This window comes from Daejeonella sp. (assembly GCF_044348475.1).
Lineage (GTDB): Bacteria > Bacteroidota > Bacteroidia > Sphingobacteriales > Sphingobacteriaceae > Daejeonella.
On the sequence record NZ_JBIKSU010000051.1, the window covers coordinates 1 to 14,752 of the forward strand.

General features: G+C 37.6%; 16 protein-coding genes. 6 read left to right on the forward strand and 10 right to left on the reverse strand.

The window, feature by feature from the left end; translation table 11 throughout:
- The 9 genes from ACIQZ6_RS09410 to ACIQZ6_RS09450 all read right to left on the reverse strand — a co-directional run.
- Positions 1–948, reverse strand: a 948-nt coding sequence (locus tag ACIQZ6_RS09410) for an aminotransferase class V-fold PLP-dependent enzyme (RefSeq protein ID WP_395810456.1), incomplete at its 3' end; no start/stop codon positions are given.
- A gap of 116 nt (positions 949–1,064) precedes the next feature.
- Complete coding sequence (locus ACIQZ6_RS09415) at positions 1,065–2,417, reverse strand: alkaline phosphatase family protein (protein ID WP_395810458.1); 1,353 nt, start codon at positions 2,415–2,417, stop codon at positions 1,065–1,067.
- A 10-nt stretch (positions 2,418–2,427) separates the two neighbouring features.
- A complete protein-coding gene (eboE, locus tag ACIQZ6_RS09420) occupies positions 2,428–3,636 on the reverse strand; it encodes a metabolite traffic protein EboE (protein ID WP_395810460.1) in 1,209 nt (402 codons plus the stop codon).
- On the reverse strand, positions 3,633–4,763 hold the full coding sequence (locus ACIQZ6_RS09425) for a 3-dehydroquinate synthase (RefSeq protein WP_395810462.1): 1,131 nt from the start codon (positions 4,761–4,763) through the stop codon (positions 3,633–3,635). The genes eboE and ACIQZ6_RS09425 overlap by 4 nt, the downstream gene beginning before the upstream one ends.
- A gap of 71 nt (positions 4,764–4,834) precedes the next feature.
- Positions 4,835–5,704 (reverse strand): UbiA-like protein EboC, encoded by an 870-nt coding sequence (gene eboC, locus ACIQZ6_RS09430; protein ID WP_395810464.1) that lies wholly within the window; start codon positions 5,702–5,704, stop codon positions 4,835–4,837.
- A gap of 18 nt (positions 5,705–5,722) precedes the next feature.
- Positions 5,723–6,706, reverse strand: coding sequence for a TatD family hydrolase (locus tag ACIQZ6_RS09435; protein WP_395810466.1), 984 nt, complete (start codon positions 6,704–6,706; stop codon positions 5,723–5,725).
- Between the two features lie 18 nt (positions 6,707–6,724).
- Positions 6,725–7,594, reverse strand: a complete 870-nt coding sequence (locus ACIQZ6_RS09440) for an EboA domain-containing protein (protein WP_395810468.1) — start codon at positions 7,592–7,594, stop codon at positions 6,725–6,727.
- A 90-nt stretch (positions 7,595–7,684) separates the two neighbouring features.
- The gene (locus ACIQZ6_RS09445) at positions 7,685–8,059 is read right to left on the reverse strand and encodes a transmembrane 220 family protein (protein WP_395810470.1); all 375 of its coding nucleotides are present in this window, start codon (positions 8,057–8,059) and stop codon (positions 7,685–7,687) included.
- A 141-nt stretch (positions 8,060–8,200) separates the two neighbouring features.
- Positions 8,201–9,028: an MBL fold metallo-hydrolase gene (locus ACIQZ6_RS09450; protein WP_395810472.1), complete on the reverse strand. Its 828-nt coding sequence runs from the start codon at positions 9,026–9,028 to the stop codon at positions 8,201–8,203.
- Between the two features lie 165 nt (positions 9,029–9,193).
- Here ACIQZ6_RS09450 and ACIQZ6_RS09455 point away from each other — a divergent pair, with 165 nt between their 5' ends.
- From ACIQZ6_RS09455 to ACIQZ6_RS09465, 3 genes are all read left to right on the forward strand, one after another.
- Positions 9,194–9,694: a hypothetical protein gene (locus tag ACIQZ6_RS09455; protein WP_395810474.1), complete on the forward strand. Its 501-nt coding sequence runs from the start codon at positions 9,194–9,196 to the stop codon at positions 9,692–9,694.
- 110 nt (positions 9,695–9,804) lie between these two features.
- Positions 9,805–10,692 (forward strand): carbon-nitrogen hydrolase, encoded by an 888-nt coding sequence (locus ACIQZ6_RS09460; protein ID WP_395810476.1) that lies wholly within the window; start codon positions 9,805–9,807, stop codon positions 10,690–10,692.
- Positions 10,613–11,731, forward strand: a complete 1,119-nt coding sequence (locus ACIQZ6_RS09465; protein WP_395810478.1) for an agmatine/peptidylarginine deiminase — start codon at positions 10,613–10,615, stop codon at positions 11,729–11,731. The genes ACIQZ6_RS09460 and ACIQZ6_RS09465 overlap by 80 nt, the downstream gene beginning before the upstream one ends.
- A 149-nt stretch (positions 11,732–11,880) precedes the next feature.
- Here the strand turns inward: ACIQZ6_RS09465 and ACIQZ6_RS09470 are convergent, their stop codons facing one another.
- Positions 11,881–12,420 (reverse strand): polymer-forming cytoskeletal protein, encoded by a 540-nt coding sequence (locus ACIQZ6_RS09470; protein ID WP_395810480.1) that lies wholly within the window; start codon positions 12,418–12,420, stop codon positions 11,881–11,883.
- A gap of 273 nt (positions 12,421–12,693) precedes the next feature.
- Here ACIQZ6_RS09470 and ACIQZ6_RS09475 point away from each other — a divergent pair, with 273 nt between their 5' ends.
- From ACIQZ6_RS09475 to ACIQZ6_RS09485, 3 genes are all read left to right on the forward strand, one after another.
- Positions 12,694–13,542 carry a M23 family metallopeptidase gene (locus ACIQZ6_RS09475; protein ID WP_395810482.1) on the forward strand — a complete coding sequence of 283 codons (849 nt, stop codon included), beginning with the start codon at positions 12,694–12,696 and terminating at the stop codon, positions 13,540–13,542.
- A gap of 4 nt (positions 13,543–13,546) precedes the next feature.
- Positions 13,547–13,909: a polymer-forming cytoskeletal protein gene (locus tag ACIQZ6_RS09480; RefSeq protein WP_395810484.1), complete on the forward strand. Its 363-nt coding sequence runs from the start codon at positions 13,547–13,549 to the stop codon at positions 13,907–13,909.
- A gap of 184 nt (positions 13,910–14,093) precedes the next feature.
- Positions 14,094–14,752 (forward strand): alkaline phosphatase family protein (locus tag ACIQZ6_RS09485; protein ID WP_395810486.1); only part of this gene is annotated, 659 nt, incomplete at its 3' end.

Below are 14,752 nucleotides of genomic sequence, written 5' to 3' on the forward strand. Positions count from 1 at the left end.
ACCCTGCTCAATAGGGAAACTTCGAGTGCCAAGGGTTTCAAATTTTCTAATATCTGACGATTTAGGATTTGGATTACAGACCAAAGGCCAAATTTTTTCAATTTTTTCTTTTTTGATATACAGCATCCCGCTTCCAATTGGGGCACTTAAAAACTTATGTAAAGATGTTCCAAAATAATCGCAGTGAAGATCCGGGATTTTAAAGTCAAGTAATCCAAAAGAGTGTGCACCATCACAAATTACTTCAATTCCATATTTATGTGCCATATCAGATATCTTTCTGACCGGCATAATTTGCCCAACCCAATTCACAATATGTGTTACGTGAATAATTTTAGTCTTAGGGGTTATAGCTTTCTCATAGGCAGCTACTATTTCTTCATCATTTTCAATTGGGAATGAAAAGCTGAGTTGCTTATAAACTATACCCTCACGCAGAGCGCGTTGCTTCCAGGCACTCATCATATTTGGATAGTCAAGCATTGCACCAATAACTTCATCGCCGGCCTTTAAATCTAACCCAAAAATAATGGTGTTTAATGCTTCTGTAGCATTTCTGTTGATTGCAATCTCTTCTTTTTCACATCCTGCAAGATTGGCAAGGCTTTCACGTAAAGGTTCACGACCCTGATCCAGTATTCTCCACATAAAATAGGACGGACCCTCATTAGATAATTTGTTATATCGTTCAACTGCTTCTTGCACAACCCGAGGCGAAGGACTTACTCCACCATTATTAAGATTTATAATATTAGGACTAACGGTGTAGGATTGTTGAATGACACTCCAATAATCTTCATTAGAGGCAATTGCTTCAGAGCTTAAATTTTTGACTAAACTATTTGCTGAAGATATTTCTGCAGCATGTAATTGGTTGAAAATACTATTTACCGAAAAAGCACCGGCCATTAGCCCTAATTGCTGAATAAATTTTTTACGCCCTGACATGTTAACCTAACTACTTAAGAAAATTAAAAAATTAAGATACAAGATATTTAAAATCCATCACATTAAACTGAACTACTTTATAAAAATACCTGCTAAATCAACAAGAATTAGTATCCTTATTTTCTGAGTGTTGATAAAATAATATTAAATACCTGATTAGCAGAAATGGATGAGCCTTCTTGTTTTTGATCCGTAATCAATACCGGATGATACTCAGGCTTACCTCCTATTCTTCCATGTGATCCTTTGATCAGCGTTGCATCCAGTGGTATCACGTCCATTACATACCTGAAGCCAGCCTTCTTTTTCAATAATTTATACCCCGCTCTAAGTTTTGAACTCATAAACATCTCAACTGGGTCATAACCTGGTTTTTTGTGTATGTCAACACAACGCGCATAATCAGGCGCCTTTGCATCATCCAGCCAGAAATAATACGTAAACCAGCTGTTTTCATCGGCCATCAGCACTAAATCTCCTGAACGCTCGTGGTTAATATGATAAGTTGCCTGCTCCTTTTTGTCAAGAATTAATTCCACACCCGAAACACCTTTCAGTAATTCCATGACCTGATCGCTAACCGATGGGTCATTGATATACACATGGGCAATCTGATGATCGGCTACCACAAATGCTTTTGAAGCACCCGGATCTAATAACTCCAGCCCGCGTTCTATACGGATCTCAAGTAAACCATGTTCTCTGAAAAGTCGATTTAAATGTATAGGATTATTAACCGGTGATATTCCATATTCAGAGAGCAGAATAATTTCTGCCCCTTTGTTCTCATAAAATGCGATCAGCCCTTTTAGAACCGCATCAATTTCAGTTAACTCGTGATGGATCTTAGTAAAATCAGGACCAAATTTTTGAAGGCAATAGTCGAGATGCGGAAGATAAATTAAAGTAAGGGTAGGATCATGCAAATCATCTGTAAGCATCGATGCATCTGCAATCCATTGAGTAGACTTAATATTAGCACCAGGGCCCCAAAACTGAAACAATGGGAAAGTCCCCAATTTTTCCTGGAGCACATCACGTAAGCTGGCAGGATTAGAATAACAATCAGGCATCTTACGGCCATCTGCAAGGTAATTAGGTCTTGGAGTTACCGCATAATCGGCGCTAGAGTACATGTTGTACCACCAAAATAATGTTGAACAGGTAAAAGAAGGGTCCTCTTTTTTTGCAATTTCCCATAGTTTATCTCCATTAACCAGCTTATTAGACTGCTTCCAGAATTTAACCTCGCAATCTGTCCGGTCATACCATCCATTACCCACAATGCCGGTTTCTGATGGCCATTTACCTGTCAAATAGGTTGATTGCGCAGAGGTAGTTAATGCCGGTAGCAACGGATCAATCCTTGTCAGGTGTTTACGGCTTACATAATTGCTCAAAAATGGCATATGCTCGCCGATGAGCGAAGTTGAAAGTCCAACTACATCAATAACAACTGTTTTTTTCATGGTATTGATTTTATTCTAAAATTTCCTTAACCCAGTTCAACTCCCTGATGATACTCTGATCAATGGGCATTTTTAACGATTCAGGAAGCACTTCCCAGGTATACGTTTCAACTTCTAAATGATTAGAAAAAGGTTTGCTCTTCTGCATTTTCAAAACTTCAACAATATCCGATTGAGTAGATCTTAAAAGTTGGAGATTTTCAGCAAATACAGGAACATGGAAATGTGCACGCCATTCTCTCACCATCGGGTTTTTCGAGTCGGCCAAAGCCTCTGGAAGATCTCTGTACCGAATCAAGGAATGATCACCATTTCTGCCAACTACCTGATGCAAGTAGGTGGGTTCATTATATTTTGAGAATGCTTCAGCTATATCTGCTCTCGAATTAATATCGGCAGGCATATCCGCTTTTAGCGCTGCACTGATCTGAATCTTTCCTGTTCTTATTCCTTTTTTATCAAGCTGTTCCAAAACTTCAGAATGTTGCTCATATCCTATGGCAAAATGACAGACATCGTAACATAAACAAATATGATTTTTAATACAGGCCTCAGCATCCAACTCACTGATATTCAAACTACCAGCCAAAATTGATTTTGCCATAGGGATCAGCATAGTTTCATACCAGGCTATAAACTCAGCACCAGTTTCAAGCATCCCATCGGGTTCCGGTTCAATATCTAGGTGTAGCTGTATACCGCTCGTTAGGTTAATTTGATACAGTTGTTCGGCTACAAGAATAATATTGCGAGTTGCTCTATTTTTTGCCTCTTCATACCATTCTTTCGTTGAAAACCAATGTCGATAACTAAGCGGAGATGTAGAAATCCCACCTTCCATTCCCTCTGGTAAAAGTTCTGCAAGAATCTTAAAAAGCCTGATCGTATAATCAAGTCGCTCTTGGCTTGTCCAATCGGGCGCATGAACCTGATCCTTCACAATTGCATGATGAAAATCGCCGTAAGGGAAGCCATTCATGGTAAAAACATAGGCATCATGATCATTCAACCAGTCTTTAAAAATCTGTATTTTATCTGGATCAAGGAGATCGATACTGGCAGAATTTGACAAGCGCAAACCAATTCCCATAGGCTGATCTGGGCTTACTTCTTTTTTTATACTAGGAAAATTTTTCTTTATGGCCTCAAAATGATCCATCCAGCTTTCACCTGAATGTATATTGGTGCAGTAGCTTAAATACCCAGATGCAAGTTTCATGCCTTAACACGTAATAAATGGGAAGCTTTTTTCAGTATTTCAGGATCTATTTCATGAACTTCAATACCCTGTCCAATTTTTTCAAGCAGCATAATGGTGAGCTCGCCACCCAGGTGTTCACGAAATTCTTCGAGGCCCAGCAGGATTGGTGAACTATCATCATTTACCTCCATCATCGGATGTGCCAGATCAAAACCTAGCTTATTTAAAAGATCGATAATTCTTTGGCTTTCTGGTTCAGACAAATAACCACATAAATTGGAATAGACCGTATCGAGGGCAATTCCCATTGCAACTGCTTCACCATGTAACACGTCAAAATTTGACAATTGCTCAAGTTTATGGGCACTCCAATGACCAAAATCTAGCGGACGTGAAGAGCCTGATTCAAATGGATCAAGGCCTGCAATATGCTGCATATGAAGTTCAGCACATCTGCATATCAGATAATTCATTGCTTGGCGCTCGCGCTTGACCAACGCATCTGCATGGTTCTCAATCCAATTAAAAAATACGGAATCTTTAATGAGGGCAACTTTCACAGCTTCAGAGATACCTGATCTGTAATTGCGATCTGTGAGGGTTTCTATAAAAAGTTCATCGTTAAAAACTGCAATTGGCGGAGCAAAGGTTCCCAGGAAATTTTTCTTCCCGAAATAATTAATTCCATTCTTAACACCAACACCGGAATCATTTTGTGATAATACTGTAGTAGGTATTCGTATATGACGGATACCCCGATGAGACACTGCTGCAGCATATCCCACAAGATCCAATACCGAACCACCGCCTATAGCTGCAATATATGAATGCCTGTCTATCTTATGTTCATTCACAGCCTCCAATATCTGATCAAAATAGTTGATGTTATTCTTTAGGATCTCGCCCCCAGGAACGATCACAATTTCAGGAACTAATTGTACAGCATGATGCACTTTGAAATACTCTTTTAACTGCTGAACCAGCTCAATACCTACACCTTCATCTATAACAAAAAGAATTTTACGTATAATACCAGGGCCTTTCAAAAAATCATTCAACAGCGTATTCGATGGGCTAAAAAGTGCGGAAGTAAAAAAAACTTTGTATTCAAATTTTACATGGAATGATTGTTGAAGGTATTTCATAGTAGGTATGTGCTCTTGCAAATAATGGGCTAGGCTTGTTATTTTAATCTGATGATAAAGATAGTTTTCAATTAAGTAACAGCAAAACGTTTTGATAGCCACAAAGATAATGGCAGCAATAATGCAATACAGATTGCTGCAACTGGAGAGCCAAAAACTGCCGACCAAACAGCGTCCATTAAGATCAGAGAAATAACTCCTGCTTTAACTGCCTTTCCAATATTTTTTCCAAGAGGTTCCTTTATTGCACTAAATAGGGGTCTGAATATCATCCATGCAAATGGGATGATGAACATTAAGGCAATTATTAGCTGACCCTTATTTAAAGATAAGTAAAGCATACTACTGATTACTAAGAGATATAGAAAAGCTCCAGCATAGAGCTTATTTCTATTCGAACCGTGTACTTCTCCCCGACTGATCATGGTTATTGAAAAAATATAAATCAAGGGTACAATCCCAAGAAAATACCACTCATGAAAAGAAGCAGCTATGATACTTATTCCGAGTAAAAGATTTAATCCTCTGCAGAGTCCCATATTTAAAGGGCCAAGGAAAGAATGATGCTTTGCATATTTATTGTAAAGAAGTGCAAAAAAAGATATTAAAGTTGCAATTATTCCAGACAGGGTAGTGACAAAGAAAGCAGCCGTAATTCCTACTAATAGCAGAAAAATGCCAAGAAAAATGGCTTCATTCAACTTAACAGCCCCACTGGGTATTACCCGTTCAGGTCGTTCAATCTTATCCAACGCTGCATCAAAAACATCATTAAAAACAATCCCGCCTCCATATAATCCTATCGTAGCAAGGCAGAGCATTAAGACCGGAAAATAGTCAGTTTCAATAGTCAGGAAGTAGCCTGCAATTGCAATCCCTGCCAAAACATCTGCAACAGAAGTTACAATGTTTGCCGGTCGCATTAACCGAAAAAAGTTCATGATCTTTTTCAAACCTGCCTAGCTGATGATGATCGATGATTTATCTGTTCTTGGTTGCTGACCACCCCGAAGCACGGTATTGCCTGCGAATTTTTCTGTTTGATCAACTGATAAGGGAGTGATAAAATCATTCTCATCTATTTGCCCGCTTTGTGCAAATGCTACGATCGCGTTAGAATAGGTGATCATTTTGATATCTTCATCACTAATCCCTTTTAATTTCATCAAAGCAGCCGTTTTAGGCACAGCTAAGGGATCGCTGATACCCCAATCTGCTGCAGAGTTGATCATGATGCGCTCCGGACCATACAACTTTGCAAGCTCTACCATACGCTCGTTACCCATTTTAGTGAAGGGATATATTGTAAATGCTGCCCAGAATCCTCGATCAAGAACTTCTTTTACAGTTTCCTCATTGTTATGATCAATTATCACCATTTTAGGATCTATACCATGCTCAATGGCAATATCCATACTTCGTTGGGTGCCTTTTTTCTTATCCCTGTGAGGCGTATGTATTTGAATTGGGAGTCCTGCTTCTTTGGCAAGTTCAAGCTGCATTCGGTAATACTTATCTTCAGCAGCGGTTTGGTCATCAAAACCAATTTCACCTATCCCAACTACGCCTTCTTTATAGATAAAAAGTGGCAGGAGTTCCATTACCTCTTCGGCCAATCTTTCATTATTTGCTTCGCGCGAGTTTAACCCGATGGTACAATAATGTTTGATTCCAAATTGGGATGAGCGAAACCTTTCCCAACCTACCAAGCTGCTGTAATAATCACGAAAGCTATCAATACCCGTACGGGGCTGACCCAACCAGAAAGCAGGCTCAATCAATGCCACAATTCCGGCATCAGCCATTGCCTGATAATCATCGGTAGTTCTGGAGCTCATGTGAACATGCGGGTCAAAAAATTTCATACCCTTAATGATATCCAGATTCATAGCTTCAGCTACAATCTGGGTTTTTCTTTCGTCAAATGAATGGCTACAACACATAATACACGAATTAAATATTTATTCTTCAGGAGTAATACTGCTCCAGTTAAGTTCTTTGTTTTCAATTGCTTTTAACAGTTCGGGATAAGACTTTAACAAGTTCTTAGCCGAATCAGAATCAGACTGGTATGCAGTTAACGCTGCAGCCTGCCTGTCTATGAGGCTACCTTCCTCAAACAGTCTTTTGAGATCAGTCAAAAGATCATCATCAATAAATTTAGTTGTTAATCGCCATAGATGTGGATTTATCTTCCTATTCGCTGCCCAGCGTTCATGGGCAAAATCAACAAGTGTTGAGGCAAGTTCAGCATTGGCGCGTTCATCAATCCCCGATATCTTATTTAAATCCTTTCCTGTAAAAAAAGCTTTTAAAATCAGTTGATTCCATGCTTTTTCATCAAGATAGCTAATCGGGTATGGATTTTTATACATAATAGCCTCCAATACGAGTCCGATATTGCTCCTAACACCCTCCGCACATCTCATTAACCATAATTCTGGCCATGCAAATAAAGGCAACGAAGAATATAGTGCTACCAGTTCATTAACCTCAGCAGCGAGAAATAAATTCTCAATAGTCTTAACATATTTTTCTTTATCTGTGGGATCAAGCTGTAAGAGTAAACAAAGTCGGCCCAGTCTGTCAATTGTCCAACCTTCTAAAGTAAAACCAGGCTTGAGCTTTTCAATTTCAGCCCATAGTTCATGGTTGATAGTGATCGGTAATTTCCCTGTTTTTCTTGGCATCATGGCAAAAGCTGAATTAACAGCTGAAGTTTCAGGAGCTAGGAATTTTTCAGTTAACCAATGCCAGGTTTCTTCAGTTACATTGGAACGGGTGAGCTCAGTAATGAGTACCCTAAATCTTTCTGCATCGTAATCAAACATGCCCACAAAATTGAATATCAGAAGGAATTAAATATTGCGAAATTTAACAAAAATTAGCAAGAATCTTAAGCCTAACTAATGAATTTGGTATCAAATACCACCTGAAACAAAATAATTTAAGGCAAGAGCTGCTGAAATAATCAGTAAACCAAAAAATTCACGAGTCTTTTCAATATAAGGTTTTGTTGCCTTCATACTTTCAGTGATACTTGGAGTATGATACTTGGTTATCCAATCACGAACACCATCCTTACCAAAGAATAATACCAATGCATAAATCAGATAAAATGCGATAAAAAACAGGTAGACCAATGGATAATACAGGCCAAACCCTGCAAATCCGCATAAAATAGAGGCTGCCATATAAATAGGTACCCACAGCCAGGAATCGCTATCATTTAAATTAACCCAGGCAAATGCCAAAAAGGAAACGCAGAAAATGCTATTTAAGATGATCAGTAACATACCAAGCGATTATTATTTTCTATACTAAGGTAACAAAATCAATTGTTAGGTGCTAATGAAAAGCCTTATTTAATAAAAGGAGCAATTAAATTCCTAATCATGAGGTTTTATACCAAACAACTAGAAATTAACAGAAAAGAATCAGCTGAATAAAGAATATTGACCAAATTTTGTCGCTGCAGCTTTCACTGACTGTACAACAGGCTGAGCATTAATATGATAAATTTTACTCTCCATTTCTCTAGATGCCACAATGATCTCTGTACCTTGCGATTTACTCTTAAATAATTCGAGAACAAGATCAGGATTATTATTATCTCTGGATAAATGCGAAAGCAGGAGATGGCTCATATGAGTTCCGCTAGTGCAGAATAACTCAAGTGCCTGCATATTGGAAAGATGACCATGCATACCCCTAATCCTTGCTTTTAAATGATTGGGGTATCGCCCATTTTCAAGCAGCTCTTCATCATAATTTGCCTCAAGGAAAGCTGCATGACAACTTGAAAAATAACGTATCACATGCTCGCATGGAATACCGATATCAGTAAATACGCCAATTGTAATTCCATTGCAACTAATAATAAAGCTATGAGGCTCAGCCGCATCATGAAATTTAGGAAAAGCTGTAATTTCGAGGTCTCCTATTTGAACCGCCTCGTGAGCTTTAAAAGTTTTTACTAGATGACTTTCTAAACTAAATCCAGACATTTTTAAAGTGCCATCTGTTATAAAAACAGGCAGTTTATATTTTTTAGCAATTACCGGAACGCCCCTGATATGGTCAGAATGTTCATGGGATACAAAAATAGCTCTCACCTTACTCATGGATAAGCCAAGACGTTCCATTCGCTTTTCGGTTTCAAGACAGGTAATTCCTGCATCTACAAGTATAGCATCCTGCTGATTTTCAATGTAATAACAATTACCATTGCTGCCAGAATTTAAGGATGTAAATGATAGTGCCATTCGTATTAAAGAGTAAAGATCCGCATTGATCTTGCTATGGGTTAAAATTATAGAAAAAGCATTAAAGACTTCCTATAATGTGATTATATTCGCTTTAATTCTGAATTAAATACTAATTATTATATGAGAATTATAGCCCAACTATTTTTCATCTCCGCAATTTGCATGCTGAGCCTGAACGCACAATCCCAACAAAGGCGACTGATCAATTATACAGAGGTTAGCGCTTTAATTCAAAACAGTACGTCTTTAACTGATAATTCGAAGTTTAGTGGTTTAAGAACCAGAACAGGCGTTACCAAGCTTCTTGATCAGCATATGGGAATTGGTTTTGCATTGGGAACAGATAATTACCGTAAGGCCAATGGAGCAAGTTATAACACACTCCCAATCACTCTAAATGCTTCGTACTACTTGAATCCAGAGCTTACTGGTTTAAAAGTTGATGTTTATGGAGGTTATGCAGTAAAACTTTTCAATAATTTTAATAAAGGATTAACTGCAGGCGCTGGTTTATCTTACTCCATTTCTGTTAATAAGGGCTTAAATTTAGGCCTCCAAACAGGGTATAATTATCAGAAAATCGACTTCCCTGCCAATTTCATGATTGATAATAGCTTTGATTTAGGAAGTATTCGGCTAGGACTAGGATTGACATTTAAGTAAGTAAAAGCTCATGTATTTATTGGCTGTTGCTTAAAGCCATTCAAACTCGCTCTACCTTATTAAATAAAATCACTAATTTTGCATTTTTACGGCTCCTATAACATTCCAATATGTCAAAAAGCACCTATAAGATAGCTGTATTACAGCTAAACCTGAATGATATTGCAGAAAACAATTTAAAAAAATGCATTGCCTGGGTACGTGAGGCCGCCAAAAAAGGAGCAGAAGTTATCTCACTTCCAGAATTATACAGCAGTCATTATTTCTGCCAAACCGAGGATACAGACAATTTTGCATTAGCTGAACCGCTATATAGCACCTCTTTTATTGCTTTTAGCGCGCTTGCAAAGGAACTTGGAGTAGTAATCATTGTACCTTTCTTCGAAAAAAGAATGGCAGGTATTTATCATAATAGTGCATACATTATTGATACCGATGGGTCGGAAGCTGGATTATACCGCAAAATGCATATCCCAGATGACCCTCATTTTTATGAAAAATTCTATTTTACACCTGGAGATATCGGATTCAAAACTTTTCCTACTCAAAAAGGTAAAATAGGGACCCTAATCTGCTGGGACCAATGGTACCCAGAAGCTGCAAGATTAACAGCTTTGCAGGGAGCAGAGGTGTTATTCTATCCTACAGCTATTGGATGGCACCCATTAGAGAAAGCTGAATTCGGTGAAAAACAACACGGGGCCTGGATGAATGCAATGAAGGGACATGCCGTGGCGAATGGTGTTTATGTAGCTGCAGCAAACCGCATCGGACTCGAAAAATATGTGCCTGGCACTGAAGGTATTCAATTCTGGGGCTCTTCCTTTATTGCTGGTCCGCAGGGTGAGATACTGGCACAAGCATCTCATGATCAGGAAGAAATTCTGATCGCTGAAGTTGACCTTGAACTCCAAGAAAATGTACGCCAAAACTGGCCGTTTTTCAGAGACCGAAGGATTGATGCTTATGGTGATATCACAAAAAGAGCGATCCTTTAATATGAGTACTGAAAGACGATTTCCGGCTGAGTGGGAAAAACAGCAAGGAATACTACTTTGTTTTCCAAGTAACGGAAATGACTGGCCAGGAAAATTTGGGGCAGTTCAGTGGGCTTTTGTTGAATTCATAAAAAAAATAGCAAGCTATGAAGAAGTTTTCCTAGTTGTAGCGAATCAAAAAATAAAGGAAAAAGTTCATGCAATGCTTAAAAAAGCTCATGTAGAGCTAAAAAATGTATCTTATATTATCCAGAAAACAAATAGAAGTTGGATGCGCGACTCTGGTCCGATCATTGTGAAGAACGGAAGTAAAAGAGAGGCCTTAAATTTCAACTTCAATGGTTGGGCTAAATACAAGAACTTTCAACTTGATAGAACAATCCCCTCAACAGTTTCCTCATTTTTAAGTATCCCAGCTACGCGGGTAATGTACAAAGGCAAGCCTGTAATTCTTGAAGGAGGCGCTATCGATGTTAATGGCAAAGGAACCTTACTTACTTCAGAAGAATGCCTGATGCATCCTGATATTCAGGTTAGAAACCCTGGATTTACCAAAAATGATTATGAAGCAATCTTCAAAGAGTTTCTAGGAGTTACGAATACCATTTGGCTTGCTGATGGAATAGCGGGCGATGATACCCACGGGCATATTGATGATTTGTGCAGGTTTGTTAATGAAAATACAATCATAACCGTGGTGGAATCTGATCCCAAAGACAGTAATTATCATGCATTACAAGAAAATTTAAAACGCCTAAAGCATGCTAAATTAGAAAACGGAAAGACACCAACTATTGTTAGCTTACCTATGCCGGGGCAACTTGATTTTGATGGCTTACGCTTGCCTGCCAGCTATGCAAATTTTTTGATTCTAAATAAATCAGTACTTGTTCCTGTGTTTAACGACCCTAAAGACCGCGAGGCCCTCCAAATTATTGCAGATTGTTTTCCTGACAGAACCATCATTCCAATCAGTGCAATTGACCTAATTTGGGGCTTTGGGACGCTTCATTGTTTAAGTCAGCAAATTCCGGAATAAAAAATCAAGGTTTAAATAAAGGTTCTAACTAAAGAAATCTTGAGAACTCCATTTTATTTACTGATTAATAATAAACAATGCTGAATAAGCAAAATTCAATTTGCTAATTTCAAATTTGCTAATGATAATTTTCTTTAGTTAAGTTCTGATTAAGTATCTGCTAGGGGTACAGATTTGGGTTGCATCTCATTTTGAGGATCATCGTCTCGACCAGGTTGTTCTACCATTAGGTAAGGAACGGTAAAAGTATCTGCCTGATTTCTGAATTGAAGCCTGCTTTCAACCTTTTCTATAAGTTCACGATCATCAATTTCACCATCGATACGAATTGAACCATTTATTATTGCTCCCGGTTCGATCTTAATAGACCTGGCCAAAATATTTCCGGCAATATTGGCTGTGCTTTTTATCTCTGCATATTCAGACGAACGAATATCACCAGATACCATACCACTAATGATACAAGAACGAGATATAATATTGCCTGAAATTTCTGAGGGGGCAGTGATATTTACTTCTTTTAGAGAAAAAATATTGCCCAATAACTTTTCATCCAGCATTATTGAACTTGCTGAAATAAAATTATCGTCAACCTTAATGATTGTGGTATGAAAATCTGCAACAATCTCCTTTTTAGCAGGTTTTCTGCCTAAAATATTTTTTAAGAAATCTACTATTTTGATGATCATTTTGAGATTTGTTTAGAATTAAGCCATTAAAAATAAATTCAAGGTTGCTTTTCAGAATGATACCTATGCATATCCAAAAAAATACTGAGTTTATGCAGCTAAATACTAGCGGCTAAATTAAAATAAGATAATAAAAAAGATCAAAATATGATACGTATTACCACTCAAACATTTCATAAAAATGACAAAATGTTTTAAAAAAACAATAAAAAAATGTAACATAGCCTTTTAAAAATACCCTTTCGGAAAGAATAATTTTAGAATATTAACACAATGATATTTCCAAAATCAGACTTTAGTACTGTATTAATTGTTGGTTCTAACAAAGGAGAAACCAAATCTCTGCGTGTTAAAACAAAACACATTAATAGATTAAGGCATTATGCGTTTTCGATTGTAATTGCCTTAATATCACTTACAGGAACAATTATTTTTCTTTCAATGGAGATCAGCAAGAAGGAAAAAGAAAAGATTGCTTACACTAAAGAAATTGCCCGATTGAAAGGTCAGATTCCTGCACCTACCGACACCATACAAGCAAGAAACTATATTCAGAGCATTGAAAATAAACTTAAAAAAATCAATGAATACCTCAAAAAAAGAGGTATAAAAGGATTTGCAGTTAGCAATATAGGTGGCAATAACCAAGCTGTTAATGAGCTCAGTTTAGAAGAAACCTATGCTTTATATGACGATCGACTCAAAGAGATACTCATGGGCGTAGCTTTCACTCCAATTGGCTATCCTGCCAATTATATCATTAATTCAACCTTTGGTTATCGTAGCGATCCGGTAAAAAGAGGAAGAGTTGAATTTCATGCTGGCCTTGATTTTAAAGGTAGAAGAGGAGATGCTGTAAAAAGTACAGCCGATGGGAAAGTAATTCTTGCAGGCTGGTTTCAGGGATATGGAAAATGTATCCGAATTCGTCACAAAAACAATCTTGAAACTTTATACGGTCATTTATCAAAGATCAATGTAAAGGTAGGCCAGGTGGTGAACACTGGTCAGGTTATTGGGCGCGTTGGATCAACCGGGTATTCTACAGGAAATCATCTCCACTATGAAGTTCGTAAAAATGGCAAACCAGTCAACCCGCGCAAATTCCTTAATTTAAACTAAGCTGATGGCAATTCAAAAATCTACATCAACACCCACTTTGATCAGCAAAGGATGCATTGTTGAGGGAAGAATAGAATCTGATGTTTTTATCAGGATAGATGGGCATGTTAAAGGAGATGTTTTTAGTGGCGAAGGACTTATCGTTGGAGAAAACGGACTCATTGAAGGTAATGTGCATGCCCGCGAAGTCGTGATTTTTGGCACAGTAAATGGCACAGTAAAAGCCGATTCTATTGATATAAAAAGCTCCGGAAAAATTCTTGGAGAACTGCATACCAATAGTTTAAAGGTTGAAAAGGGAGCAATTTATGTTGGAAATGTAGTCATGAAAAACAACTATACAAAAAAAGAAATTTTCGCTGCTTAACCCAAATAATATTATTAGTTATAATTTTATTGACCAGAATAATAACAATTAGGTATTGTTTTCTTTACAAATTACCTGATTTTAAAATAGGATATTTGATTACGGTTTCATTTATACGATTGAAGCCATAAACCCTGAAAATTTAGCCCTATTTTTATAAAAACAATCTTACAATTGCACTAAAATGAAAATTAAAATTCTGTTAATCTCCTTATTATGCCTTTCTGGAATTTCTTTAAATGCGCAGCAGGTAAAATCAATAAGCCCATCAAAAAGTTCAGATATTCCTCGTCCAAAATTAGTAGTAGGTATTATGGTTGATCAAATGCGCTGGGATTATTTATATCGTTTTTATGAGCGTTATGGTAACGGAGGTTTTAAAAGAATGCTTAATGAAGGATTTTCATGCGAAAACGCTTATATCAACTATGTGCCAAGTGTAACTGGAATAGGTCATTCTACGGTCTATACAGGTTCAGTTCCTGCAATTCATGGCATTACAGGTAATGACTGGATTATTCAGGCTACCGGAAAAACAATGTACTGCGCTGCCGACTCTACAGTTTCTACAGTAGGTAGCAACTCTGAATCAGCGGGTAAAATGTCGCCAAAAAACATGCTGGTTACTTCTATGACAGATGAATTAAGGCTGGCAACAAATTTTAGATCAAAGGTTATTGCAATTGCATCCAAAGACCGCGGTTCTATTCTGCCGGGAGGCCATACCGCAAATGCTGCATATTGGTATGATGGCGGCTCTGGTAACTGGATCACCAGTACTTATTACATGAAGGAACTTCCATCATGGGTAAGCAAATTTAACGATCAAAAATACCCTGAAAA

Bases quoted from the DNA above. Each gene is read 5' to 3' on its own strand.
- ACIQZ6_RS09435 (WP_395810466.1), bottom strand. From the start codon at position 6,706: ATGTGTTGTAGCCATTCATTTGACGAAAGAAAAACCCAGATTGTAGCT.
- eboC (WP_395810464.1), bottom strand. From the start codon at position 5,704: ATGAACTTTTTTCGGTTAATGCGACCGGCAAACATTGTAACTTCTGTT.
- ACIQZ6_RS09475 (WP_395810482.1), top strand. From the start codon at position 12,694: ATGATATTTCCAAAATCAGACTTTAGTACTGTATTAATTGTTGGTTCT.
- ACIQZ6_RS09465 (WP_395810478.1), top strand. From the start codon at position 10,613: ATGTACGCCAAAACTGGCCGTTTTTCAGAGACCGAAGGATTGATGCTT.
- ACIQZ6_RS09450 (WP_395810472.1), bottom strand. From the start codon at position 9,028: ATGGCACTATCATTTACATCCTTAAATTCTGGCAGCAATGGTAATTGT.
- ACIQZ6_RS09445 (WP_395810470.1), bottom strand. From the start codon at position 8,059: ATGTTACTGATCATCTTAAATAGCATTTTCTGCGTTTCCTTTTTGGCA.
- ACIQZ6_RS09460 (WP_395810476.1), top strand. From the start codon at position 9,805: ATGTCAAAAAGCACCTATAAGATAGCTGTATTACAGCTAAACCTGAAT.
- ACIQZ6_RS09480 (WP_395810484.1), top strand. From the start codon at position 13,547: ATGGCAATTCAAAAATCTACATCAACACCCACTTTGATCAGCAAAGGA.
- ACIQZ6_RS09470 (WP_395810480.1), bottom strand. From the start codon at position 12,420: ATGATCATCAAAATAGTAGATTTCTTAAAAAATATTTTAGGCAGAAAA.
- ACIQZ6_RS09425 (WP_395810462.1), bottom strand. From the start codon at position 4,763: ATGAAATACCTTCAACAATCATTCCATGTAAAATTTGAATACAAAGTT.
- ACIQZ6_RS09415 (WP_395810458.1), bottom strand. From the start codon at position 2,417: ATGAAAAAAACAGTTGTTATTGATGTAGTTGGACTTTCAACTTCGCTC.
- ACIQZ6_RS09440 (WP_395810468.1), bottom strand. From the start codon at position 7,594: ATGTTTGATTACGATGCAGAAAGATTTAGGGTACTCATTACTGAGCTC.
- eboE (WP_395810460.1), bottom strand. From the start codon at position 3,636: ATGAAACTTGCATCTGGGTATTTAAGCTACTGCACCAATATACATTCA.
- ACIQZ6_RS09455 (WP_395810474.1), top strand. From the start codon at position 9,194: ATGCTGAGCCTGAACGCACAATCCCAACAAAGGCGACTGATCAATTAT.